Origin of the sequence: Bradyrhizobium sp. Rc2d (genome assembly GCF_900099855.1) — a bacterium.
Taxonomy (GTDB): domain Bacteria; phylum Pseudomonadota; class Alphaproteobacteria; order Rhizobiales; family Xanthobacteraceae; genus Bradyrhizobium.
Map to the genome: position 1 here is coordinate 201,004 of NZ_FNCU01000007.1, position 23,360 is coordinate 224,363.

20 protein-coding genes are annotated in these 23,360 nt (G+C 63.9%); 12 read left to right on the plus strand and 8 right to left on the minus strand.

Features of this window, described 5'->3' with window-relative positions; translation table 11 throughout:
* Positions 1–144: 144 nt before the first annotated feature.
* Entirely contained in the window at positions 145–624 is a 480-nt protein-coding gene (gene irr / locus BLV07_RS12485) for a Fur family transcriptional regulator Irr (protein WP_176945494.1), read from the plus strand.
* Positions 625–681: 57 nt separating this feature from the next.
* Here irr and BLV07_RS12490 read toward each other — a convergent pair whose 3' ends face one another.
* A complete protein-coding gene (locus BLV07_RS12490) occupies positions 682–2,244 on the minus strand; it encodes a winged helix-turn-helix domain-containing tetratricopeptide repeat protein (protein ID WP_091885334.1) in 1,563 nt (520 codons plus the stop codon).
* A 133-nt stretch (positions 2,245–2,377) separates the two neighbouring features.
* Between BLV07_RS12490 and mddA the strand changes: the two genes are divergently transcribed.
* Positions 2,378–3,163, plus strand: coding sequence for a methanethiol S-methyltransferase (gene mddA, locus BLV07_RS12495; RefSeq protein WP_176945495.1), 786 nt, complete (start codon positions 2,378–2,380; stop codon positions 3,161–3,163).
* 77 nt (positions 3,164–3,240) lie between these two features.
* Positions 3,241–3,663 carry a GFA family protein gene (locus BLV07_RS12500; protein WP_091885340.1) on the plus strand — a complete coding sequence of 141 codons (423 nt, stop codon included), beginning with the start codon at positions 3,241–3,243 and terminating at the stop codon, positions 3,661–3,663.
* Between the two features lie 42 nt (positions 3,664–3,705).
* On the opposite strand, the gene BLV07_RS12505 is transcribed toward BLV07_RS12500, so the two are convergent.
* Positions 3,706–5,265 carry a winged helix-turn-helix domain-containing tetratricopeptide repeat protein gene (locus tag BLV07_RS12505; RefSeq protein WP_091885343.1) on the minus strand — a complete coding sequence of 520 codons (1,560 nt, stop codon included), beginning with the start codon at positions 5,263–5,265 and terminating at the stop codon, positions 3,706–3,708.
* A gap of 444 nt (positions 5,266–5,709) precedes the next feature.
* Here BLV07_RS12505 and pcaB point away from each other — a divergent pair, with 444 nt between their 5' ends.
* The 3 genes from pcaB (at position 5,710) to BLV07_RS12530 (ending at position 9,477) form a co-directional block, all read left to right on the plus strand.
* The gene (pcaB, locus tag BLV07_RS12515; protein ID WP_091885441.1) at positions 5,710–7,071 is read left to right on the plus strand and encodes a 3-carboxy-cis,cis-muconate cycloisomerase; all 1,362 of its coding nucleotides are present in this window, start codon (positions 5,710–5,712) and stop codon (positions 7,069–7,071) included.
* Between the two features lie 113 nt (positions 7,072–7,184).
* A complete protein-coding gene (locus tag BLV07_RS12520; protein WP_091885349.1) occupies positions 7,185–8,441 on the plus strand; it encodes an aminopeptidase in 1,257 nt (418 codons plus the stop codon).
* Positions 8,442–9,021: 580 nt separating this feature from the next.
* On the plus strand, positions 9,022–9,477 hold the full coding sequence (locus BLV07_RS12530) for a cupin domain-containing protein (protein WP_091885352.1): 456 nt from the start codon (positions 9,022–9,024) through the stop codon (positions 9,475–9,477).
* A gap of 80 nt (positions 9,478–9,557) precedes the next feature.
* On the opposite strand, the gene BLV07_RS12535 is transcribed toward BLV07_RS12530, so the two are convergent.
* The 5 genes from BLV07_RS12535 to BLV07_RS12555 all read right to left on the minus strand — a co-directional run bounded on the left by BLV07_RS12535 (position 9,558) and on the right by BLV07_RS12555 (position 14,717).
* Complete coding sequence (locus BLV07_RS12535; protein ID WP_091885355.1) at positions 9,558–10,610, minus strand: amidohydrolase family protein; 1,053 nt, start codon at positions 10,608–10,610, stop codon at positions 9,558–9,560.
* Between the two features lie 327 nt (positions 10,611–10,937).
* The gene (locus tag BLV07_RS12540; RefSeq protein WP_176945496.1) at positions 10,938–11,459 is read right to left on the minus strand and encodes a hypothetical protein; all 522 of its coding nucleotides are present in this window, start codon (positions 11,457–11,459) and stop codon (positions 10,938–10,940) included.
* Positions 11,460–11,524: 65 nt separating this feature from the next.
* Positions 11,525–12,337 (minus strand): MBL fold metallo-hydrolase, encoded by an 813-nt coding sequence (locus tag BLV07_RS12545; RefSeq protein WP_091885362.1) that lies wholly within the window; start codon positions 12,335–12,337, stop codon positions 11,525–11,527.
* A gap of 107 nt (positions 12,338–12,444) precedes the next feature.
* Entirely contained in the window at positions 12,445–13,971 is a 1,527-nt protein-coding gene (locus BLV07_RS12550) for a permease (protein ID WP_091885365.1), read from the minus strand.
* Positions 13,968–14,717, minus strand: a complete 750-nt coding sequence (locus BLV07_RS12555) for an ABC transporter ATP-binding protein (RefSeq protein ID WP_091885444.1) — start codon at positions 14,715–14,717, stop codon at positions 13,968–13,970. Before BLV07_RS12555 ends, BLV07_RS12550 begins: the two co-directional genes overlap by 4 nt.
* Positions 14,718–14,968: 251 nt before the next feature.
* Here BLV07_RS12555 and BLV07_RS12560 point away from each other — a divergent pair, with 251 nt between their 5' ends.
* From BLV07_RS12560 to BLV07_RS12585, 6 genes are all read left to right on the plus strand, one after another.
* A complete protein-coding gene (locus BLV07_RS12560; RefSeq protein ID WP_091885368.1) occupies positions 14,969–15,844 on the plus strand; it encodes a branched-chain amino acid ABC transporter permease in 876 nt (291 codons plus the stop codon).
* Between the two features lie 5 nt (positions 15,845–15,849).
* Positions 15,850–17,001 carry a branched-chain amino acid ABC transporter permease gene (locus BLV07_RS12565; protein ID WP_091885371.1) on the plus strand — a complete coding sequence of 384 codons (1,152 nt, stop codon included), beginning with the start codon at positions 15,850–15,852 and terminating at the stop codon, positions 16,999–17,001.
* Positions 16,998–17,756: an ABC transporter ATP-binding protein gene (locus BLV07_RS12570; RefSeq protein ID WP_091885373.1), complete on the plus strand. Its 759-nt coding sequence runs from the start codon at positions 16,998–17,000 to the stop codon at positions 17,754–17,756. The genes BLV07_RS12565 and BLV07_RS12570 overlap by 4 nt, the downstream gene beginning before the upstream one ends.
* 4 nt (positions 17,757–17,760) lie before the next feature.
* Positions 17,761–18,549: an ABC transporter ATP-binding protein gene (locus BLV07_RS12575; protein WP_091885376.1), complete on the plus strand. Its 789-nt coding sequence runs from the start codon at positions 17,761–17,763 to the stop codon at positions 18,547–18,549.
* 78 nt (positions 18,550–18,627) lie between these two features.
* Entirely contained in the window at positions 18,628–20,466 is a 1,839-nt protein-coding gene (locus tag BLV07_RS12580; RefSeq protein ID WP_091885379.1) for an AMP-dependent synthetase/ligase, read from the plus strand.
* A 97-nt stretch (positions 20,467–20,563) separates the two neighbouring features.
* A complete protein-coding gene (locus tag BLV07_RS12585; protein WP_091885382.1) occupies positions 20,564–21,763 on the plus strand; it encodes an ABC transporter substrate-binding protein in 1,200 nt (399 codons plus the stop codon).
* Positions 21,764–22,060: 297 nt separating this feature from the next.
* Here BLV07_RS12585 and BLV07_RS12590 read toward each other — a convergent pair whose 3' ends face one another.
* Positions 22,061–23,176 carry a lysozyme inhibitor LprI family protein gene (locus tag BLV07_RS12590; RefSeq protein WP_091885386.1) on the minus strand — a complete coding sequence of 372 codons (1,116 nt, stop codon included), beginning with the start codon at positions 23,174–23,176 and terminating at the stop codon, positions 22,061–22,063.
* Between the last annotated feature and the right edge of the window lie 184 nt (positions 23,177–23,360).

Here is a 23,360-nt window from a genome sequence, read left to right on the forward strand (position 1 = left end):
GCAAGGGCTCCTCGCAATGACGGTGTGGCGGCAATCGAAGTACCAAATTTGATCCGGATCAAAGCCAAGTCGTCGCTTCTGCGATCGAATAGCAACTGGGATAGCGTGTTGCGCGTCCTGGTTCTTGCAGACGTGAGACGATCGATGGACATGTACGCCACGAATATCCCTGCCGGTAACGACAGCGGGCCCGATGCCGTCGGGCCGCAGCCGGATGAGGGCGTGCAGCGCTGTCTTCAACTGCTGAACGAGGCTGGCCTCCGCCCGACGCGCCAGCGCTTGGCGCTCGGCCAGCTGCTGTTCCTGAACGGCCATCGTCACGTCACCGCGGAGAAGCTCTATGACGAGGCGATGGCGGCGAACATGTATCTGTCGCTCGCGACCGTCTACAACACGCTGAACCAGTTCACCGAAGCGGGCCTGTTGCGCCGGATCGCGGCCGACGGCATCAAATCGTTCTTCGACACCGACACATCCGTGCATCCGCACTTCTACCTCGAAGGCGAGGATGTGCTGGTCGACGTCGCCGAGGGCCTGACTTTCACCAGGGTGCCCGAGGCGCTTCCCGGCCACGAGATCGCGCGGCTCGACGTCATCGTGCATCTGCGCCGCAAGCGCGCGTAGCACCACTGTGCTCTTACCCTCCCCTTCCAGGGTCCCTCCAGGGGAGGGTAAAAGGAATCACCGCAACCCTGCGCGCCGAAAGCCCTCCAGATAGTGCTCGCGGTCGGCCTCATTGGCCCAGGGCAGTTGCGTCGCGATCCAGTGCAGCGAGATGCCGGGCTGGGTGCGGCGGAGCTCGCCCAGCGCGGTCTCCGCAAGCTTTCCGTCGCCGGTCATGCCGGCGGAGACCGCGAGCACGCGGTAGGCGCCGGTGAGGTCGCCGCGGTGGCGGATCGCCTCGCGCGCGAGCGCGATCGCCTCGTCATAGTGCCGCTCGGTAAAGCGCGCGTAGCCGGCGATGCCATGATAGATCGCCAGCGAGGGATCGCGCGGCGAGAGCCGGATCGCCCTCTGCGCCGCCTCGAACGATTCCTTCGAGCGTCCGGCATAGGACAGTGCCAGCGCGTAATAGCCCTGCGCCAGCGAGAAGTTCGGATTGAGCGCGAGCGCCCGCTCGAACTCGGACAGTGCGTCGGTCAGCCTGCGTGTCGAGAACAGGACGCTCCCGAGTGCGGCATGCGCCCAGGCATCCTCATGGTCGCAGCGCACGGCAGCCAGCGCGGCGGATTCCGCGACCGGCGCCACCGCGGCAAGCTCGACCCAGCCGAGATGCACGCCGAACATGTGGTTTGCCGCCAGCACTGACAACGCCTGACCATAATTCGGATCGATCTCGATCGCGCGCTCCAGCAGCGCCTTCGCGGTCTCGTGATCCCGCCGCGTCACGCGCCAGTAGTGCGACAGCGCCCGCATCAGCAGATCCCAGGCATCCAGGCTCGCAGGCGGCTTGCGGTGAGCGCGAAAACTTTCCGCCGCATGGATCTGCGGCTCGATCGCCGCCACGATCGCGTTGGTGATCTCGTCCTGCACGGCAAAGACGTCGACGAGCTCGCGGTCGTAGCGTTCGGCCCAGAGATGGCCGCCCGATGTGGCGTCGTTGAGCTGCGCGGTGATGCGCACCCGGTTGTCCGCCTTGCGGACGCTGCCTTCGACGATGTAGCGAACGCCGAGTTCCTCGGCGATCTGCCTGACGTGGACCGCGCGTCCCTTGTAGGTGAAGGACGAGTTGCGGGCGATCACCATGAACCAGCGCTGCTTCGACAGCGCGGTGAGGATGTCCTCGCTGATTCCGTCGCCGAAATAATCCTGTGCGGGATCGCCGCTCATGTTCTCGAAGGCGAGCACCGCGACCGCCGGGCGGTCCGACACGGTGTGCGGCCGCGCAGGAACGGATACAGCGGGCGCAGACGAAGCCGCCAGGTCTTTCCGGATTTCTTCCCGGACGTCGCCGACGAAACGAAAACCCTTGCGCGGAATGGTCTTGATCAGCCGCTGGGTCGCACCGTCATCACCAATCGCCTTGCGCGCAGCGTTGATTCGGCTGTTCAAGGCGGAGTCGGAGACGATGCGGTCGCTCCAGATCTGGCTGATCAGGTCACCCTTACTGACCACACGCGCGCGTTGCACGACCAGATAGAGCAACAGATCGAACACTTGCGGCTGCAACGGCACGGCGACCCCGGCGCAGGTGAGTTCCCGCAGGTCGCCGTCGAGCACATTGTTTTCAAAGCAAAATCGCACGTTTTCGTCGTCTCAAGCAAAACTCAAAGGCGTCTCAGGCGAAAATCAATTGTCAGCGAAAGTCTCAGGCCCGTCCGAGGTGCATGGTGGGACTACCAACAAGTGCCGATGTTTTGGCACAACGGAGCTTTCCATGTCCCAGATTGATCAGGTTCATTCGATCAGCCCGGCGGTTGCGGGCTCACGCATATTCAAGTTCGTCGCCTTTCTGTACGGAATTGCGGCATATCTCGTGTTTTTCGTCACCATCCTCTACGCCATCGGCTTTGTCATGGGGCTGGTCGTGCCGAAGACCATCGACACTGGAACCGCCACGCCGCCGGTTGAGGCCGTCATCGTCAATCTCCTCCTGATGTCGCTGTTCGCCATCCAGCACAGCGTGATGGCGCGTCAGAGCTTCAAGGCCTGGTGGACGCAGTTCGTCCCGAAGCCCGTCGAGCGCAGCACCTATGTGCTGCTGGCGAGCCTGTCATTGCTGCTCCTGTTCTGGCAGTGGCGTCCGCTGCCTGCGGTCATATGGGAGGTCCAGGATCCTGATCTTGCCGTGACGCTCGTCACATTGTCCTTCGCAGGTTGGGTGCTGGTGTTCACCTCGACCTACATGATCAACCACTTCGAATTGTTCGGCCTGCATCAGGTGGCCAACCATCTCGTCGGCAAGGAAGCGGCGCCTGCGCGGTTCAAGACGCCGCTGCTCTACAATTTCGTCCGCCATCCGATCTATCTCGGCTTCATCATCGCGTTCTGGGCGGCGCCGGTCATGACCGCGGGCCACCTGCTGTTCGCCGCCGTGACGACGCTCTACATCTTCGTCGGTATCGCGCTGGAGGAGCGCGACCTCGTCGCTCTCTTCGGCGACGACTACCGGCAGTACAAACAACGCGTGTCGATGCTTATTCCCTGGCGCAGATCGGTATAGTCTTGGCCTCGTTCCGCGCGTCCACCGATGCGCGGGGCGCCGACGCGCGATAACGATTCTTCATCAAGGAGATACCAATGAAACATGTCGGAAACTGCTTCTGTGGCGCGGTCACGGTCGAGGTCACGGGCGCGCCGGAGGCGATGGGCTATTGCCATTGCCGCTCTTGCAGGTCGTGGTCGGGCGGACCGGTGAACGCCTTCAGCCTGTGGAAGCCTGAAGCCGTGCGCATCACCGAAGGCGCCCAGAACGTCGAGACCTTCGCCAAGACGCCGCTCAGCCAGCGCAAATATTGTAAGAAGTGCGGCGGTCATCTCATGACCAACCATCCGCCGCTCGGCCTCGTCGACGTCTTCACCGCCACCATCCCGACGTTGGCGTTCATGCCCGGCGTCCATGTCAATTACGCCGAGACGGTGCTGCCGATGCGCGACGGTCTGCCCAAGCTGAAGGATTTTCCTGCCGAGTTCGGCGGCAGCGGTGAGATGATGCAGGAGTAGGTCGCTTCGCCTCTCCCCGCTTGCGGGGAGAGGGGGAGGTCCTCACCTCATCCCGGCGCGACGCAATCCGTCCAGATAATGCGCGCGATCCTCGTCGCGCAGCATCGGCAGCTCGCGCGTGATCCATGCGAGTGAAATGCCGGGCTGGGCGCGGCGCAGGCCTTCCAGGGCGGACGCGGCGAGAGCCGAGCTTCCCGACATGCCGGCGGCGGCGGTCAGCACACGATGCGCGCCGACGAAGTCGCTGCGTTGCCGCAGCGACTCGCGCGCCATCTGCACGGCGCCTTCGTAGTCGCGACCGATGAACCGGGCATAGGCCGCAACTCCGCAATAGATCGCGGCGAGCGGATCGCGCGGGCTCAGCCGCAGCGCACGGCGCGCGGCGGCGTCGCCGTCCTGCCATCGTCCTGCGTAGCACAGCGTCACGCCGTAGAAGGCGTACGCCATCGCAAAATTCGGATTGAGCTTGAGAGCCAGCTCGAACTCGGCCAGTGCGTCGTCGAAGCGGCGGCGGAATAAATAAGTATAGGCGAGGCCGTGATGCGCCCAGGCGTCGTCGCGATCGGCCTCCACCGCCGCCAGCGCCGCGCGTTCGGCGACCGGCACGGTTACAGCCATGTCCGCCCAGCCCATATGCGCGCCGAAGATATGGCTGGTCGCGAGCAGGCCCAGCGCCTTGCCATAAGCGGGGTCGATCGCGATCGCCTGTTCCAGCAGCCCTTGCGCGGCCGCATTGTCCTCGCGCGTAATGCGCCAGTAATGCGACAATGCGCGCATCACGAAATCCCAGGCATCCGGGCTTCCCGGCGGCTTCTGCTGAGCGCGGAAGCTTTCGGCGGCATAGAGCTGCGGCTCGATCGCCGCGACGATCGCCTCGGTGATCTCGTCCTGCACCGCGAAGACGTCGGCCAGCTCGCGGTCGTAGCGCTCGGCCCAGAGATGGCTGCCGGTCGAGACGTCGTTGAGCTGCGCCGAGATGCGCAGGCGCTCGCCGCTGCGCCGCACGCTGCCTTCGACCACGTAGCGTACGCCGAGTTCGCGCGCGACCTCGTGGAGGTGCACGGCGCGGCCCTTGTAGACAAAGGAGGAATTGCGCGCGACGACGAAGAACCAGCGCAGCTTCGACAGCGCGGTGATGATGTCCTCGCTGATGCCGTCCGAGAAATAATCCTGCTCGCGGTCGCCGCTCATATTGGTGAAGGGCAGCACGGCGATCGCGGGCCGGTCGGGCAGCGCGAGCGTGGTCTGCGGCGCCGACGCGCCGCGGCCGGGTTCCGGCGCGGCCGCGCCGCGCTTCGCCTCGACGTCGCCGACGAAGCGAAAGCCCTTGCGCGCGATGGTGCGGATCAACGCCTGGTTCGCGCCATTGTCGCCGATTGCCTTGCGCGCCGCGTTGATCCGGCTGGTCAGGGTCGATTCGGACACGCTGCGGCCGTGCCAGATCTTGTCGATCAACTCGTCCTTGCTGACCACCCGGTCGCGGTTCTCCATGAGATGCACGACCAGGTCGAAAACCTGTGGTTCCACGGCAACGGGAACCTGCTCGCGGCTCAGCTCGCGCCGGTCGGTGTCGAGAAGGTGATCCCGGAACAGAAACTGCACGTCGAAAACTCAGTCCTCACAACGACATCAGGCAATAATAAAATCGAAAATGGATTACGACTTGAAGTCTGTGAGTCCGCCGAACGGTCTGTCAGGTTCACCACGATCGCGTGATGGCAGTGATGCGGTATCGGATGGGAATACGACCTCGATGGAATGTGAGGTTTGGGCCAGATTGCCGCCAGCTGAATCCGCAAGAGCAGGGAGTCGGCAGTGCCGAACATCTCCCCGATGTCGTCCTGGCGAAAGCCAGGACCCATACCGCGGAATCTCTCGATTGCAGACGGTAGAAGTACCGGACGGCGTGTCTTCGCCAAACGTCTCCTTGGGGTAATGGGTCCTGGCTTTCGCCAGGACGACATCGGCTATATGGCGGGCATTGCCGAACAGCGCGACCTGCGTAAGCTGCCTTCACAGAAAACACCCAGCCACGAAGAAACGCCCATGCCCGCTTTTCCCGCTTCGACCACTGTGCTCGACTCCATGCTGTTCCGCGACGCCTTCGGCACGCCTGAGATGCGGGAGGTGTTCTCCGACATTGCGCTGGTGGCGCGCTATGCCGAGGTCGAGGTGGCGCTGGCGAAGGCGGAGGCCAGATGCGGCGTGATCCCGCAGGATGCCGCCGACCAGATCGCGGCCCGGACCAATGTTGCCGCGCTGGATTTCGATCTGTTGCGGCGGGAGACCGACATCGTCGGCTATCCGATCCTTCCCCTGGTGCATCAGATGGTGAAGCAATGCGGCGAGGCCGGCCGTTACGTGCATTGGGGCGCGACCACGCAGGACATCATGGACACCGCGGTAGTCCTGCAACTGCGCGCCGCGCTCGAGATCGTCGAAAAGGACATTGCCGAACTCCGTCGTATCCTCGCTGACCTCTCCAAGCGATATCGCGACACGCCGATGGCGGGCCGCACCCATCTGCAGCAGGCGCTGCCGGTGACGTTCGGCTACAAGACCGCGATTTGGCTCGCGATGTTCGACCGCCATGCCGAGCGTCTGGCGCAATTGAAGCCACGCGTCCTGGTCGGCCAGTTTGCCGGCGCCGCCGGCACCCTGGCCTCGCTCGGCGACAAGGGATTCGAGGTGCAGGAGGCGCTCTGCGCCGAGCTGAAGCTCGGCGTTCCCGCCTCGACCTGGCATGTCGCGCGCGACGGCTTTGCCGAGGCCGTGAACTTCCTGGCGCTCGTCACCGGCTCGCTCGGCAAGATCGCGCTCGACATCATAATCATGGCCTCGACCGAGTTTGCCGAGGTCTACGAGCCCTTCGTCAAGGGGCGCGGCGCCTCCTCGACCATGCCGCAGAAGCGCAACCCGATCTCCTCCGAGCTGATGCTGGCGGCGTCCAAGGCGGTGCGCCAACATGCAAGCCTGATGCTCGATGCCATGGTGCAGGACTTCGAGCGCGCCACGGGTCCCTGGCACGCCGAATGGATGGCGATCCCCGAAAGCTTCGTGCTGAGCGCCGGCGCGCTGCACCAGGCGAAGTTTGCGCTCGCAGGCCTCATCGTGGACGAGGCGAAGATGAACGACAATCTCGCCATTAGTCGCGGCCTGATTGTGGCCGAAGCCGTCATGATGGGGCTCGCCCCGCAGATCGGACGGCAGGAGGCGCATGACGTGGTCTATGACGCCTGCCGGCTCGCCAATGAGGAAGGCTTGACGCTGGCAGATGCGCTCTCATCCGACTCCCGCGTTTCGAGCCGCATCGACCGCGCCACGATCGAGGCGCTCACCTCACCGAAAAATTACCTCGGGCTTGCCCCCGCCATGGTCGACCGGGTGCTGAAATCGGCAACGCGTTGAAAACCAATATGCGTGAAACTGCGTATCTTATCGGTGTCGCAAGGTGCTCGCGCACTTGCGCCTCGCGATGCTAGGCTTAGATTGAATGAGAGACTTTCGGCAGAGGGCCCCGCATGACTGATCACCGCAATTCCGCTACTCCCATCGATCCCGCGAAACTCGACCGGCTGGCCGAGGTGGCGGTGAAGGTGGGCCTGGGCTTGCGGCCGGGGCAGGATCTTCTTCTGACGGCGCCTGCCATCGCACTGCCGCTGGTGCGGCGGATTGCCGTGCACGCCTACAAGGCCGGCGCCGGCATCGTGACGCCGATCCTGTCGGACGAGGAGATGACGCTGGCGCGCTACCGCCACGGCCAGGACAACAGTTTCGATCGTGCCGCCGGCTGGCTGTACGAGGGCATGGCGAAGGCCTTCTCGGACAACACCGCGCGGCTCGCCATCGTCGGCGACAATCCGATGCTGCTGTCGGGCGAGGATCCGTCGAAGGTGGCGCGCGCCAGCAAGGCCAACTCCATGGCCTATCAGCCGGCGTTGGAAAAAATCGTCAATTTCGATACCAACTGGAACATCATCGCCTATCCGAGCCCGTCCTGGGCCAAGCAGGTGTTTCCTAATGATCCCGAGGACATCGCGATCGGCAAGCTCGCGGATGCGATCTTCGCCGCGTCCCGCGTCGACCGCGAGGACGCGATAAGCAATTGGGCGAGCCACAATGCGGTGCTGCGCGAGCGCACCAACTGGCTCAACGGTCAGCGTTTTCGCGCTTTGCAATATTCGGGTCCCGGCACCGACCTCACCATCGGCCTCGCCGACGGCCACGAATGGGAGGGCGGCGCCTCGCTCTCAAAGAACGGCATCAGCTGCAACGCCAACATCCCGACCGAAGAGGTTTTCACCACGCCGCATTGCCGCCGCGTCTACGGCCACGTCGTGAGCTCGAAGCCGCTGTCCTACCAGGGCACCCTGATCGACAACATCGCGGTGCGTTTCGAGGACGGCAAGATCGTCGATGCCAAGGCCTCGCGCGGCGCAGAGGTGCTGAACAAGGTGCTCGATACCGACGAGGGCGCGCGCCGCCTCGGCGAGGTGGCGCTGGTGCCGCATTCCTCGCCGATCTCGCAGAGCGGGCTGTTGTTCTACAACACCCTATTCGACGAGAATGCGGCCTCCCACATCGCGCTCGGCCAATGCTACTCGAAATGCTTCATCAACGGCGCGCAACTCACGCCGCAGCAGATCGCCGCGCAAGGCGGCAACCAGAGCCTGATCCATATCGACTGGATGATCGGCTCGGCCGAGACCGACATCGACGGCATTCTCGCCGACGGCAGCAAGGTGCCGGTGTTCCGCAAGGGCGAGTGGGCGAAGTAGCAAGCTAGATTTGATCCAATAGCAGCCCAGGACGCGGTTCACCTCTCCCGTAGGGAGAGGTCGGATCGCATCGAAGATGCGATCCGGGTGAGGGGTTCTGGTCTCACTGAATGCCGCGGCCCCTCACCCGGATTGCACTGGACGATGCTTCGCATCGCCAGGGGCAATCCGACCTCTCCCCGTCGGGGAGAGGTAAGCATCCCGGCGACAGTCTTCCCCCAGACTCGACGCCGTCGATGGTGAACCAGGGCTCCTCGTCCGGCCCGAAGGAAACATCGAGGGCGCCGAGCCAGGCGACGACCTCGCGGTTGGCTGTCAGAACCTCGGGCGTGACGGGCATCGGCATTGGCTCCTTCCATGGTCACTTTCGCGCATTTTGTCGCACCCCGGAAAAGAGGGGTTCATGTGCGCGAATTCGCAGCGGAATCTCAACGTTAGCTGCTTCGCACCTGCAACTTAGGGCTGATTGTCGGTGCCTGCGTAAGGAAGAATTAAAAGGCGGTCACTAGCGTTGCGATCATCATTGGAAACAATCCGGGCTCCGACCCGGCCAAACCTATTTTATTCCCTGAGGAAACAGATGTCGCGCGCAATGATTGAAATCGGCAGTTGCAATGTGGATCTCGAGCTGCGGCCGATCGAGCCGTCCTGGATCATCGAGGGTAATCCGGTGTCGCGCTCGCGCGTCCTGTCCACCAGCGCCGACGGCACGGCCCAAACCATCATCTGGGCCTGCACCGAAGGGCGCTTCAACTGGTACTACGACATCGACGAGACGATCATGATCATGGAAGGATCGATCGTGCTCGAAAGCGACGGCATGCCGCCGAAGCGCTACGGTCCCGGCGACGTCATTTTCTTCCGCGACGGCGCGCATGCCAAATGGCATGTCGAAGGCCACGTCAAGAAGATCGCGTTCTGCCGCAAGACCAATCCCGTGATAATTGGCTTCCTGATCCGCGTCGTCAACAAGCTGAAGAAGATGTTCACCTCCACCGGCGAACGCCGTCCAGCCTCGCTGATGGGTGCAGGCTAGAACTCACAAAGTTTCAAGGACGCTTCCCAGCGGCCACGACGGAAGAGGGGTCGGGATCAACATCCCGGCCCCTTTTCTCGTCACGACGGCAGTGCGAGCCGATAGAAATCAATCGCGGTCTGTGAGAACAGTGCCGTCTTCTCGGCCTCGCTCAGGGGCGCCGCGATGCGCTTGAAGGCGTTGAAGATCACCTGATAGCTGCACTGGCCTTTGTCCGGCGGGAAATTGCTCTCGAACATCGCGCGTTTGGGTCCGAACGCTTCGATGCAGGTTTCGATATAAGGCCGCCAGGCCGTGGCAAGCTCCTCGGATGACGGCGGCCTCGCGCGCAAATGGAAGTCGTAGCCGAGCAGACACATTGCGAGCCCGCCGAGCTTAACCACCACATTCTCGCATTTCGCAATCTCCCGGATCGAGGCGCGCCACTGCGGAAACACTTCCTCTCGTCTGCCGGCAAAGCGGCCGACGCCGGCCGGGCCGCCGCAATGGTCGAGCACGATCCTGGTATCGGGGAAGGCGCGCGCGAGCTCGGTGAGCTCGCCGATCTGCGGATGAAACAGCCAGGCATCGAAGCTGAGGTTCAGCGGCGCGAGGCAGGCAAAACCCTTGCGGAAGGTCGGATCCCGCAACAGGCCCTTCGGCCGGTTCGCATACATGCCGGCGACGACGGGGTCCTCGTCCCAGGCCGAGGAATGCCTGATGCCGCGGAAGCGGCCGTTGCCCGCCGCGATCTCCGCTTCCAGCACCGGCTTGGCCGCGTCGCCCAGCAGCAGATTGGCGTGGCTGACGATGCCCGCACAGATCGCCGCCTTGCCGTAGACACCGCTCGCGCTCATCGCGGCGACGCCATTGGCGAACTCGACCTCCCCGACGGGCCGGAACGCCTCTGGCCCATGCGCGCGATACATCGAGCGGCAATCGACATAGACGGTTGCGATGACGTTGTGGCCGGAGGCGATGTCGGCTGCCATCGCCTCGATCAGATAGCGATGCCCGCGATTCCAGAGATGGTGGTGAGGATCGACGATCGGCCGGGCCGCATCGATGATCTCCTCCTGGTGCTGCGCAAGCCAATCCTCGCGCGGCTCGACAAACAGCCCGCTGGTATTAGTGGGCAACCCGCTTGCGGCCATCGGCGTTCGCTCCCTCTGTATTTTGGTATTTTGTGCTGGGAGCCTAGCATCTCATCTCGTCACGCAGCAGCGCACGCCATGCAACCGCACCCATCATCGCGTGCACAGCGGCGGTGTGACTGATATCGACTAGATGAAGCTCGATTGCCGCCACACGGAAGGTGCGCTCCCTCTCCCGCTTGCGGGGGAGGGCTGGGGTGGGGGTGCCGCCACAGAGAGATTCCTAGTGTGGAGAGAGCCCCCACCCGCGCCTTCGGCGCGACCTCCCCTGCAAGCGGGAGAGGTTGCTGCGCGCCCGGAGCTGACTGATTCAAGAGCGATTCGATCTTAAGCCTTGCGCCGCTTCGCCTTCACGTCGACGACGAGCCGCCAATCGGTTGCGGTCGCAGGCTTGACCTCGCCGAGCCAGTGGAAGGAATCGCCGGTGATCTCCGTAAAGCTCCAGCGCGTCAGCTCGCCGGCTTCGGTCGTGCCTTCCTGCACGATGTCCGCGCCGCGCGGACGGCCGATCTGCTGCCGGAACACGCTGCGGCCGGGATCGAACCAGGAAATCCGCCATGCGGCGATGGTTGGGTCATAGACACGTAGCGTCGTGCCGTACCAATTGCCGGCGATCGGAAAGGCCGGGCTGCCCTCGGGACGAGGGATGATCCAGACGTCCTGCACGGCGCGCCCTTCCAGCACCCAGCCAAAATGGATTTCGCCGGGCGCGACGTGCTTGGTTCCATCGGGCCCGTGGGCGGTGATTTCGGCGTCCCAGTCGCCGACGAAACGGCCGTAAAGCTGCAGCGCCGCCGCGTGCTCCGGGTTCGGCCCGTCCGCGTGCAACAGTCTCGCAAAATCTGTCATGTCGATCTCCTGTCGCCAGGAGATCAGCACGAGCGGGCCTCAGCGGACTTGGAGAAAATTGCGCGTCAGACCCCGTCGAGGATGATCACCGTCGGCTTCGACGGCAGCGCATCCCGCGAGATCCGGAACGACCGCTCGATGCGCCGGTCGATCTCGAACTGCTGGCCGATCCGGCGCATGAAATCGTCGAGCGGAGTGGCGAAGCGGTGCATCGGCAGCACCACCGAGGCGCGCAGCCGTTTGGTGATCTCGGAGATGCCGTCCAGCGACATGGTGTAGGTGCCGTCGATCGGCACCATCACGATGTCGAGCCGCCCGATCTGGGCGAAATGGCTGTCGTCGAGCTTGTGGTGGAGATGGCCGAGATGACCGATGCAAAGGCCGGCGACCTCGAAGATGAAGATCGAGTTGCCGTCGCGGATCATGTCGGCGCCGGAATCGTCGCCGAAATAGCGGCGGATGTCGGTGGTGACGTTGCGGATGAAGGTGTCGCTGATGCGCTCAGAGATCACCGCGGGCTTGCCGTCCTCGCCCCAGCCATGCAGCACATGGGGAATGCGCTTGTCCGGGAATAGCGTGTAGTGGGTGCTATGGGCCCGGTTCATAGTGACGACATCGGGTCGCCGTCCCACCTGATAGGCGCCGCTATAGTCGGTGGCGATGCGCAGGCCCCCGGGCGTATCGATGAAATAAGTGGAGTGGCCGGCATAGGTGATCTCGACCTCGGCTGAGCCGCCGGCCTGCCGGAACGCGACCGGCAGCGCGCGGGGCGCCGCGTTCGCCATCGCCAGGCATTCGCTGCGCTGTGGCTGCTGGGCGAGGGCAGGTGCGAGGGATACGCCGAACAGCGCCAGAGCCGCCGAAACCAGTCGCCACATGCATCCGTCCCCGATGACTTCGGAGAAAGTCTAGCGTGCTATGCTGCGCATGGCCAATGGACTGCGATCAACAGCGCGTCAGTGTCGCACCTCTCGCCCCGCGTCTTTTATTCGTGCCTTGGACTGAACTTCCAGGTGATGGCGATGAGGCTGGCTGTGATCAGGCCGCTGATGAGGCCGGCGATGGGAAGAGCAAGCAGCAGCGCGGCGCTGGCGGCCCAGCCGATCGAGGAGAAGGCTTCGGCAAAGGTTGCAAGCCGCGAGGAAGTCTGGCGGCGGCGGAATTGGCTGCGCCGGGCCTGCACCCGGAACCAGAGCTGGATCGCGGTGGCGGAAGCTGCGCTGATGATGATCGCGCCGGCGCTGGTTGCCGCCTGGAATGGCGAGGCGAAGGCCAGTGCCGCAACCAGCGGGCAGAAGATCACGGCGGTCGCGATCAGCACCACCTCGATCTTGGCGCGGATGATGCTGGATGGCGTCAGCGGCGCGGTTGCGACCAGGTCGGGCGCGTCCTCGCCTGAGATCGTCAGCCAGGCAAGCCCGCCGGCGAGCTGTCCGGCCGCCATCACGATGACAGGCGTGATCAGCGTCAGCGCCGCCGAACTGTCGGCAAAATTGCGCCAGAGCAGCAGCGCCGGTGGCACCAAGTAGAGCAGCTGCATCAGGGTCTGCGAGATCAGCCAGGGATCGCGCCAGAGCAGCGAAAATTCCTTGCGCCGCAGCGCCTGCTGCCGCGATCCGCCGCGGAACGGGCGCTCCTTGGCGCGTACGCGGCCGGCTGTGCCATACGCCGCCGCGTCGATGGCGGTGTCGGCAAAGCGGCGTGAGAAGATCGCCATGACGCTTCCGAGCAGCACGAGCGCAAGCGCGAGGAGCAACAGCAGCGCTTCGCTGTCGCCCATGGTCGCCCGCGCCGGCCACCACCAGATGCTGTCGATATCGGGCGCGTAGGCGGCCACGCGACCCGAGGTCAGGATGGTGAAGCGCGACAGCGTGCCGTAGGACATGATCGCGGCGACCTGGAGCGCGATCACGAAGCCCGCGCCGATGATCGCGGCGAGGATCTGGGCGATGAGACGCGTCCGCGCCGGGCCGATCAGCCGAAACAGGAGAATGGTGACGGCAATCGCGATCGCAGCTGCCGAAAGGCCCATCGCGATCACGACGCCGAACGCGCTGAGCCACCGCGCGCCGCCGCCGATCACCAGCACGTCGATGAAGGGCGTCGAGAACAGCAGCGCCATTGTCGTGACGGTGAGCGCGATCGCGGCAATGCGCACCGAGAACAGATTGGCCAGCCTGGCCGGCGAGGACATGATGAGGTCGAGATCGGCGCGGGCGTAAAACACCCGCGTCACCGATTCGATCGCCTGCGACAGCATCAAGGTCCAGGCCAGAAAGATCGTCGCCGAGATCACGATCAACGAGGATTTGTCGAGCGGCAGTTGCAGGTCGGCGAAGCGGCCGATCACGGCCCAGGCGGGCACGTGCAAGAGTGCGGCGAAGAACAGCAGGCCGATCATGGCGGCGCGTGCCCGCTTGCGCCGTCCGCCCGTCATCATGGCGAACCATTCGCGCCAGGCGAGCCGGAGCTCGTGACGGGTGAACGAGGACAGCGCGGTCGCCGAGCTCATGCGGCGTCCGGAAGCGTCACCAGCGCGATGAAGAGGTCTTCGAGGCTGGTATCGGCATGGCCGTTCTGCCGGCGCAGCTCGTCGAGCGTGCCTTCGGCGACCAGATGCCCAGATGCGATCACGCCGATGCGGTCGGCCATGCGCTCGGCCACCTCCAGAATATGCGTGGTCATGATGACCGTGCAGCCGGCGCGGACGCGCTCGCTGAGGAGACCCTTCACGTGGCGGGCGGAAACGGCATCTAACCCCGTCAGCGGCTCGTCGAGGATGATGAGGCGGGGATGGTGCACCAGCGCGCCGGCCAGTGCCACTTTCTGGCGCATGCCCTTGGAAAAGCCCTCGCAGCGTTCGTGCCGGTGCGGCACGAGGCCGAGCGAGCCGAGAAGCTCCTGCGCAACCGGTTCCGAGCTGGACGGCGCGATGCCCCAGAGACCGGCGACGAACTCGAGATATTCGAGCGGCGTCAGCTTGTCGTAGATCATCGGCTCGTCCGACACCCACGCCATCATCTGCTTGGCAGCGACGGGATTTTGGAGCGCATCGATGCCGAAGATCGAGACGCTGCCGGCATCGGGCCGCAGCAGGCCCGCGACCATGCGCAGGGTGGTGGTCTTGCCGGCGCCGTTGGGGCCGACCAGGGCATAGAATTCGCCGGCATGAATGGTGAGATCGAGGCCATCGACCGCCAAACGGTCAAAACGCTTGGTTAACCCCAGGACTTCCAGCGCCGAGCTGCCTGGCTTCATGACGTCCACCATCCGGTTTTGCATCGCCCGCGACCATGACTTGAAGATGTTTCGGCACCGTGAATCTACGGCCGACAAATTCCGTCATCCTAAAGGCAAGTCACCGTTTGTTGACAGCGCTTGGCGGTTCAGGCTGAATTGGTCTTGGGCAAATGGCGCTGACGCAGCGAAACGACTGCGTAGCGACTGGACACAAGATGCGACAAGGCGGTCAGGAAGAGCCGCCGGTTGCATCGGGAGGATGCGCGGCGATGCTGGATTTCGTTCAGCAGCTGGTCAGCGGTGTTGCGCTCGGCTGCGTCTACGGCCTGATCGCGCTCGGCTTCGTGCTCGTCTACAAGGCTACCGAGGTCGTCAATTTCGCCCAGGGCGATCTGATGATGCTCGGCGGCTTCTTCGCCTTCACCTTCATCGGCATGATGGGCCTGAACTACTGGATCGGCTTTGCCGGTGCGGTGGCCGCCATGGCGCTGTTCGGCATGCTGGCCGAGCGCGTGGTGGTCCGGCCGATCCTCGGCTATCCGCAATTCTCCATCATCATGGCGACGATCGGGCTCGGCTATTTCCTGCGCTCGATCGCCGGCATGATCTGGGGCACCGACGATCTGAAGATCGAGACGCCGTTCAGCCAGGGCGTGCTGCGCATGGGCTCGCTGGTGCTCGCCTACGACAAGCTCTCGGTGATCGCGGCGACGATGATCCTGTGCACGCTGCTCTGGCTGTTCTTCAACAAGACCACGCTCGGCACCGCGATGCGCGCCAGCTCCGAGAACATGCTGGCGGCCTATTATATGGGCATTCCGGTCAAGCGCGTGGTGTCGATCGTCTGGGCCATCAGCGCGGCGGTCGCGACCTGCGCCGGCGTGCTGCTGGCGCCGATCACCTTCATTCACTCCAATGTCGGCCTCGTGCTCGGCCTGAAGGCGTTTCCGGCCGCCGTGCTCGGTGGCTTCGGCTCGATCCCGGGCGCAGTCGTTGGTGGCGTGCTGATCGGCGTCATCGAGAGCATGGCCGGCTTTTATTTGCCCGAAGGCTGGAAGGACGTCGCGCCCTACATCGTGCTGCTCACCGTGCTGCTCCTGAAGCCTGAAGGCCTGTTCGGCCTCCACGTCCGCAAGAAGGTCTGAACGCCATGCGCTTCCTGTTCAAGACCGACTATGAAGACGACATCAAGCTGTTTCCGCATTCGGGCTACGCCGTCACCTATGGCATCCTGGTCGCGCTGCTGCTGATCGCGCCCTATGTGCTCTCCAGCTACCTGATGAGCCAGCTCGTCTTCGTCTGCATCTATGCGACCGTCGGCGTGGCGCTGCTGATCCTCACCGGGTTCACCGGCCAGGCCTCGCTCGGCCACGCCGCGTTCCTCGCGATCGGGGCCTATACCGCGGCCTATTTGCAGAAATACAACGTGCCGTTCCCGGTCTACTTCCTCGCCGCGGGAGCCTTGACCGGCATCATCGGCGCGATGGTCGGTTTTCCCGCCCTGCGCCTGACCGGCATTTACCTCGTCATCGCCACCATCTCCTTTGCCTTGATCGTGGAGGAGGTCCTGGCGCGCTGGGAGAGCGTCACCAACGGCAACGAGGGCATGCGGATCAAGACGTTGTCGCTGCTCGGCGTCACGGTCCCGCGTGACAGCCCGGCCTTCTATTTCCTCTGTCTTGCCGTGCTGGTGCTGACCATCGTCGGCACGCTCAACCTGTTGCGTTCGCCGACGGGGCGCGCCTTCGTCGCGATCCGCGACTCCGAGACGGCGGCGCGCAGCATGGGCGTCAACGTCGCGCTCTACAAGGTCAAGTCCTTTGCGATCTCGGCAGCGATCACCGGCCTTGCCGGCGTGCTGTTCGCGCATAAGCTCTCCTTCATCTCGCCGGAGATGTTCACGCTGCAGCTCTCGATCGAATTCATCATCGTGATCCTGATCGGCGGCGCCTTCAGCCTGCACGGCGCGGTGCTGGGCGCGATCTTCATCGTCATGATCGATCCGTTCCTGACTTACCTCAAGGACGACATGCCCGGCATCATCGCCGGCATCACCGCGACATTTGGTGCGAGCCCGACGACTGCGGGCAACGTCCAGTCAAAAGTCGCGGCCTTCGCCTCGCTCAATGGCCTGAAAGGCGCGATCTACGGCATCATCATCGTGCTGTTCGTGCTGTTCGAGCCGCTCGGGCTCTACGGCCGCTGGCTCAAGATCAAGCTCTTCTTCCAGCTGTTTCCGCTCTACAAGCGCGCCACCTTCAAGCGGCAGAAGATTTACGTGAAGTCGGAGCGCAACCGATGAGCTATTTTCGCGCCGAGAACCTGTCGCTGCATTTTGGGGGCCTCAAGGCCGTCGATGCGGTCTCGTTCGCGGTGGAGAAGGGCGAGATCCTCTCGATCATCGGTCCCAACGGCGCCGGCAAGAGCTCGATCTTCAACCTGATCTCGCGGATCTACCGGCCGACCTCGGGCCGCATCTTCTTCGAGGACCAGGACATCACGGAGCAGCCGCCCTACGACATCGCCAAGCTCGGCATCGCCCGCACCTTCCAGAACATCGAGCTGTTCGAGAACGCGACCGTGCTCTCCAACCTCCTGGTCGGCCGCCACCGCCATTCCACCACGCAGCTCTGGCAGGATCTGCTGTTCCTGCCGAGCGTGCGGGCCAACGAGAAGGTGCACCGGCGCCGGGTCGAGCAGGTCATCGAGTTCCTCGATCTCGAACCCTATCGCGACAAGCTGATCTCGGGCCTGCCGTACGGCGTGCGCAAGGTGATCGAGCTGGCGCGCGCGCTGTGCTCGGAGCCGAAGCTGATTCTGCTCGACGAGCCGTCCTCCGGCCTCAATGTCGAGGAGACCGACGACATGTCGTTCTGGATCCGCGACTTGAAGAACGAGCTCGGTGTCACCGTGCTGATGGTCGAGCACGACATGTCGCTGGTCAACCGCGTCTCCGATCGCGTCATCGCGCTGAACTACGGCCGGGTGCTCGCGATGGGCTCGCCGGCCGAGGTGCAGCAGCACCCCGACGTCGTCGCCGCGTATCTGGGAGCCTGAGGCGATGGATGTGACCGCGACACCCGAGACCATCCTGAAGCTCTCGAACATCGAGAGCTATTACGGGCCGATCATGGCAATCCGCGGCATCTCGCTGGAGGTGCCGCGCGGCCGCATCGTCACGCTGCTCGGGGCCAATGGCGCCGGCAAGACCACGGTGCTGAAGACCATCTCGGGCATCCTCGATCCGCAGAAGGGCGCGATCGAGTTCATGGGCAAGCCGATCCAGCGCATGGAAGCCGACAGGATCGTGCGACTCGGCCTCAGCCACGTGCCGGAGGGGCGCGAGGTCTTCCCGTTCCTCTCGGTGCGCGAGAACCTGATGATGGGCGCCTATCCGCGCCGGGATCGCGACGGCGTCGCGGAAGATCTGGAGCGCGTCTACGGCTATTTTCCGCGGCTGAAGGAGCGCATCGACCAACCGGCCGGTCAGCTCTCCGGCGGCGAGCAGCAGATGCTGGCGATCGGCCGCGCCCTGATGAACCGGCCGACGTTGTTGCTGCTCGACGAGCCTTCGCTCGGCCTGTCGCCACTGCTGGTGAAGGAGATCTTCACCATCATCCGCCGCGTCAACGAGGAGCAGGGCATGTCGATCCTGCTGGTCGAGCAGAACGCCAAGGTGGCGCTGGAGACCGCGCATTACGGCTATGTCCTGGAGATCGGCCGGATCGTCATGAACGACACCTGCGACCGCTTGATGCATTCCCAGGACATTCAGGAATTTTACCTTGGCGCCAAGGAAGTGGGCGCCAGAGGCGAACGGCGCTGGAAAAAGAAGAAAACGTGGCGTTAGATGGAGGAGCCCCTCCGTAAGACATAGACCGCCGGCAAGGCAGGCAGCGGAAGGGAAAGCGACAAGGAGGAGAGGCGCATGGCCCGACCGGCGGTGCTGACGGTCGCTGATACGATCGCGAAGAGCTTTCTGCGCGCCGTCGAGACGCGGGGCGACAGGCCGGCGATCCGCGAGAAGAAATTCGGCATCTGGCAGCCGACGAGCTGGCGCCAATGGCTGGAGATCTCAAAGGAAGTCGCCTATGCGCTTCGCGCAATCGGCTTCATGCCCGGCGACGTCGGCTCTATCATCGCCAATGCCGTGCCCGAATGGGTCCATGCCGACATGGGCATCCTGTGCGCCGGCGGCGTCTCCTCCGGCATCTATCCCACCGACGCATCCTCCCAGGTCGAATATCTCGTCAACGACTCCAGAACAAAGGTGATCTTCGTCGAGGACGAGGAGCAGCTCGACAAGATCCTCGCCTGCCGGGCCCGCTGTCCTACCTTGCAGAAGATCATCGTGTTCGACATGGAGGGCCTCCGCGGCTTCTCCGACGACATGGTGATGTCGCTCGACGAGTTCCGCGCGCTCGGCTGCAACCACATGGTCGGCCGCGAGGCGCTGTGGCAGGAGATGATCGACAGCCGCAGCGCCGGCGACCTCGCGATCCTCGTCTACACCTCGGGCACGACAGGGCCGCCCAAGGGGGCGATGCATGCCAACCGCAGTGTGACGCATCAGATGCGCCACGCCAACGATTTCATCCCGGCGCAGGAAGACGAGGACCGGCTGATCTTTCTGCCGCTCTGCCACGTCGCCGAGCGCATCGGCGGCTACTACATCTCGGTCGCGCTCGGCTCGGTGATGAACTTTGCCGAGAGCCCGGAGACCGTGCCGGATAATTTGCGCGAGGTGCAGCCGACCGTTTTCCTGGCGGTGCCGCGCATCTGGGAAAAATTCTATTCCGCCATCACCATCGCCCTGAAGGATGCGACGCCGCTCCAGCAATGGGTCTATCGCCGCGCCATCGGTGTCGGCCACCGCATGGTCGATTGCCGGCTCGAGGGCAAGACGCCGCCGCTATCGCTGCGCCTCGCCAACCGCCTCGCCTATCGCATCGCATTCCGCAACATCCGCCGCATGATCGGGCTCGACCGCTGCCGCATTGCCTTCACCGGCGCGGCGCCGATCGCCCCGGAGCTGATCCGCTGGTATCTCGCGCTCGGCATCGACATGCACGAGGTCTATGGCCAGACCGAGAATTGCGGGGTCGCCACCATGATGCCGGCGGAGCGGATCAAGCTCGGCTCGGTCGGCACGGCCGTGCCCTGGGGCGAGGTCGCGCTGTCGCCCGACGGCGAGATCCTGATCAAGGGCGACTTCCTGTTCATGGGCTACCTGAACCAGCCGGAGAAGACTGCCGAGACCATCGATCAACGCGGCTGGCTGCACACCGGCGACGTCGGCACCATCGACAATGAAGGCTTCGTCCGCATCACCGACCGGATGAAGGACATCATCATCACCTCGGGCGGCAAGAACATCACGCCCTCCGAGATCGAGAACCAGCTCAAATTCTCGCCCTACATCTCGGACGCCGTGGTGATCGGTGACAAGCGGCCGTATCTGACCTGCCTCGTGATGATCGACCAGGAGAACGTCGAGAAGTTCGCGCAGGACCACGACATCCCGTTCACCAATTATGCCAGCCTGTGCCGGGCGACGGAGATTCAGGACCTGATCTGGCGCGAGATCGAACAGGTCAACGGAAATTTCGCCCGCGTCGAGACCATCAAGAAGTTCTATTTGATCGAGCGCCAGCTCACCCCGGAGGACGAGGAACTGACGCCGACCATGAAGCTGAAGCGCGGCTTCGTGAACAAGCGTTACGCCGCGGAGATCGAGGCGATGTATCGCCAGCGTGCGGTGGCGTGAGGCGCATGGCAGGAACGCGCGCCAGGCGACGCTGAAATCAGCGAAGGAGCGATGGCCACGCCCTTCGCGCAACACGGGCCAGGGAGAGGAGATATCAATGTCGAAGTCGTTCAGGGCGTTCGGCCTTGCGGTGAGCGCAGTGGTGCTCACGCATCTGCCGGCCGCGGCGCAGACCAAGGTCACCAATGAGGGCATCTCGGCATCCGAGATCGTCATCGGCACTCACCAGGATCTGTCGGGTCCGATCAAGGGTTGGGGCGTCCCGGTCGCAAACGGCATGAAGATGGCGACCGAGGAGATCAATGCGTCCGGCGGAATCAATGGCCGCAAGATTCGGCTGGTCGTCGAGGACAGCGGCTATGATCCGAAAAAAGCTGTGCTGGCTTCGCAAAAACTGATCGAGCGTGACAAGATCTTCGCGATGGTGGGACCGATGGGATCACCGACAGTGCTCGCCGCGCAGGACATCCTGTTCGACGCCGGCGTCATGCAGCTCTTCCCGCTGACGGCGGCCGAGTTCACCTTCAAGTTCGATCCGGCCAAGCCGCAGGAGCGGCTGAAGTTCAACAACCTCTTGCCTTACGTCGAGAGCACGCGGGCCGCGCTGAAATACATGATGGAGTGGAAGGGCTTCAAGAAGCCCTGCATCATGCATCAGGACGACGAGTACGGTAAGAACGTGCTCGACGGCTTCAACCAGCAGCTCACCGCGATGAAGGTGCAGCCGGCGTCGATCACGAGCTACAAGCGCGGCGCCTCCGATTTCAGCGCGCAGATTGCCAAGATGAAGTCCGATGGCTGCGACCTCGTCCTGCTCGGCACTGTGCTCCGCGAGACCATAGGGGCGATGACCGAAGCCAAGAAGCTCGGCTGGGACGTCACCTTCCTTGGTGCGACACCGACCAATGTGATGGAGGTGCCGATGCTCGGCAAGGAAGCTGTCGAAGGTCTCTACGCCGCCAGCGGCTTCGAGATTCCTTACGAGGACACCGCCAAGGGCAAGGTCAAGGACTGGCTGGTCAACTACAAGAAGATGTTTGGCACCGACGCCAATACGCAGGCCATCATCGGCTACAATGCGGTGATGACGTTTGCGTTCTACGCGAACAAGGCGGGCAAGGATCTCACGGGTCAGAAGATGCTGGACGCGCTGGAGTCGGGCGACAAATTCCTCGACATCTTCAACTCGCCCCCGACCAAGTTCTCCAAGACCGACCACCTCGCCAACACCATCACCCAGGTGCAGCAGGTCAAGGGCGGCCGCTGGGTGCTGGTGAAGGACAATCTGATGTTTTGATTGAGGCGTCGCTTTCACCCTCCCCTGGAGGGGAGGGCTATCGCATATGGCGTGCACGATGCTGCGGCATCGGCGCTGGGCTCCCTCTCCCGCTTGCGGGGGAGGGCTGGGGTGGGGGTGTCTCCGCGTTGGGATTGTTGAATTGTGGAGGGCGTCTCTGCGTGGCGAGAGCCCTCACCCGCCGCGCTCTGCGAGCGCGTCGGCCTCTCCCGCAAGCGGGAGAGGCGGAGCAAGCCCGCGGACAATCTTCGTGAAATCCATATGCGATAGCCCTGCCCTCGAGGGGAGGGTAAGAGTTCACGATCCCCCACCCGCTGTCCCCGAGTTCACCGGGGCCAGCTCGTCCTCGCGACACCGCCAGCCATCGGCGGCTTTCACGAAAGCAAAAGTCCGCTGGATCCGCAGGCGGCGCGTGACGTTGAAGGCTTCTGCGGCGCGCTCCTTGTTGCTGGCTCCCGGCTGCGGACGACCGGTCCTGGCATCCCAGCAGGTGCCGGTGCAGGTGGAGGCGACCTTGCTGCACATGGTGAAGGGCGCCAGCACGGCCATCTCGATCTCGCCCGTGACCTGCGCCTCCTGCCCGGTCACTTGGCTGTCGAGCGCGTAGACGCGGTTGATGCGGAGGAAATTTCCACACGAATTGGCGGCGTGAATCCGCGCGGCGCAGAAGTCGATCGCGTCGGTGTCGGGCGAGCGGGCCGCGACCTGCCGGCCGAACACCTTCTTGGGGTCGCCTTTCGCGGCGCGAATCTCATCGGTCTTGCGCTTCAAATGGTCGGCGAGACAGTCCTCCGCGGACTCCAGCTCCAGGAGCGGCACGTTCTCCTTGCCGACCAGATTGCATTTGCGATCGCGCTCTCGCGTCCACCTTCCATATTCGGCGAAGGCAAAGCGCGCTGCGGTCGGGTCCAGCTTGCCGATCAGGCCGAGCACCTGGCTGTTCAACTCGGTTTCGGCAAGCGCCAGCGTCGGGTCCGCGCAGATCAGCGCGCCCGCCGCGGTGTTGGCCGCGAGACAGTCGAAATCCGGATCGCGCACGATTGCGGCGCGCTCCTCGGTGACCTTGAGCAGGCACGCCTTCACCCGGTCGAAATCGTCGGCGCGGATCGCGGTCTGGCCGACGATGCCGCAGCTGAGATTGCGCTGGCGGTTCCAGATCGCATTCTCCTCGATCGCCGGCAGGCGATCGGGCAGGCGGGCGAGCCGTGCCTCGATCGCCGTGCTCAGCTTCTCGGCGGCGGCGGCAAGCTCGGCATCGCCGCAGAACAATTGGTTGCCGGGATCGCGAATCTGTTGGCAGTTGTTCTTGGCAAACAGCGGCAGCCGATCGGCAACGGGGCGGTCGGATTGCGCGGAGGCTGGTGCCGTCGGCAACGTCAGCAGCGCAAGCACAATCGTCACGATGAACCGCATACCAGTCGCCCCCGCATAGCCGCTGCCATGCTAGCGTCCCGGATCGAGCGGCGAAATGGCTTTGTGATGGGGATTGTAACCCGAGGTCCTGTAGCCCGGATGGAGCGAAGAGAGTGGGCAAGAATTGTGTTTCGCCCCTGATTATATGGCGTAGCCGAGGGTCGGGCGTATTTTTGCTTGGAAG

Coding starts and splice junctions, on each gene's coding strand:
- irr (WP_176945494.1), top strand. CDS start 145: ATGGACATGTACGCCACGAATATCCCTGCCGGTAACGACAGCGGGCCC.
- BLV07_RS12550 (WP_091885365.1), bottom strand. CDS start 13,971: ATGAGCTCGGCGACCGCGCTGTCCTCGTTCACCCGTCACGAGCTCCGG.
- BLV07_RS12540 (WP_176945496.1), bottom strand. CDS start 11,459: ATGACAGATTTTGCGAGACTGTTGCACGCGGACGGGCCGAACCCGGAG.
- BLV07_RS12565 (WP_091885371.1), top strand. CDS start 15,850: ATGCGCTTCCTGTTCAAGACCGACTATGAAGACGACATCAAGCTGTTT.
- BLV07_RS12590 (WP_091885386.1), bottom strand. CDS start 23,176: ATGCGGTTCATCGTGACGATTGTGCTTGCGCTGCTGACGTTGCCGACG.
- BLV07_RS12500 (WP_091885340.1), top strand. CDS start 3,241: ATGAAACATGTCGGAAACTGCTTCTGTGGCGCGGTCACGGTCGAGGTC.
- BLV07_RS12555 (WP_091885444.1), bottom strand. CDS start 14,717: ATGAAGCCAGGCAGCTCGGCGCTGGAAGTCCTGGGGTTAACCAAGCGT.
- BLV07_RS12530 (WP_091885352.1), top strand. CDS start 9,022: ATGTCGCGCGCAATGATTGAAATCGGCAGTTGCAATGTGGATCTCGAG.
- BLV07_RS12570 (WP_091885373.1), top strand. CDS start 16,998: ATGAGCTATTTTCGCGCCGAGAACCTGTCGCTGCATTTTGGGGGCCTC.
- BLV07_RS12545 (WP_091885362.1), bottom strand. CDS start 12,337: ATGTGGCGACTGGTTTCGGCGGCTCTGGCGCTGTTCGGCGTATCCCTC.
- BLV07_RS12575 (WP_091885376.1), top strand. CDS start 17,761: ATGGATGTGACCGCGACACCCGAGACCATCCTGAAGCTCTCGAACATC.
- BLV07_RS12580 (WP_091885379.1), top strand. CDS start 18,628: ATGGCCCGACCGGCGGTGCTGACGGTCGCTGATACGATCGCGAAGAGC.
- pcaB (WP_091885441.1), top strand. CDS start 5,710: ATGCCCGCTTTTCCCGCTTCGACCACTGTGCTCGACTCCATGCTGTTC.
- BLV07_RS12520 (WP_091885349.1), top strand. CDS start 7,185: ATGACTGATCACCGCAATTCCGCTACTCCCATCGATCCCGCGAAACTC.
- BLV07_RS12585 (WP_091885382.1), top strand. CDS start 20,564: ATGTCGAAGTCGTTCAGGGCGTTCGGCCTTGCGGTGAGCGCAGTGGTG.
- mddA (WP_176945495.1), top strand. CDS start 2,378: ATGTCCCAGATTGATCAGGTTCATTCGATCAGCCCGGCGGTTGCGGGC.
- BLV07_RS12535 (WP_091885355.1), bottom strand. CDS start 10,610: ATGGCCGCAAGCGGGTTGCCCACTAATACCAGCGGGCTGTTTGTCGAG.
- BLV07_RS12560 (WP_091885368.1), top strand. CDS start 14,969: ATGCTGGATTTCGTTCAGCAGCTGGTCAGCGGTGTTGCGCTCGGCTGC.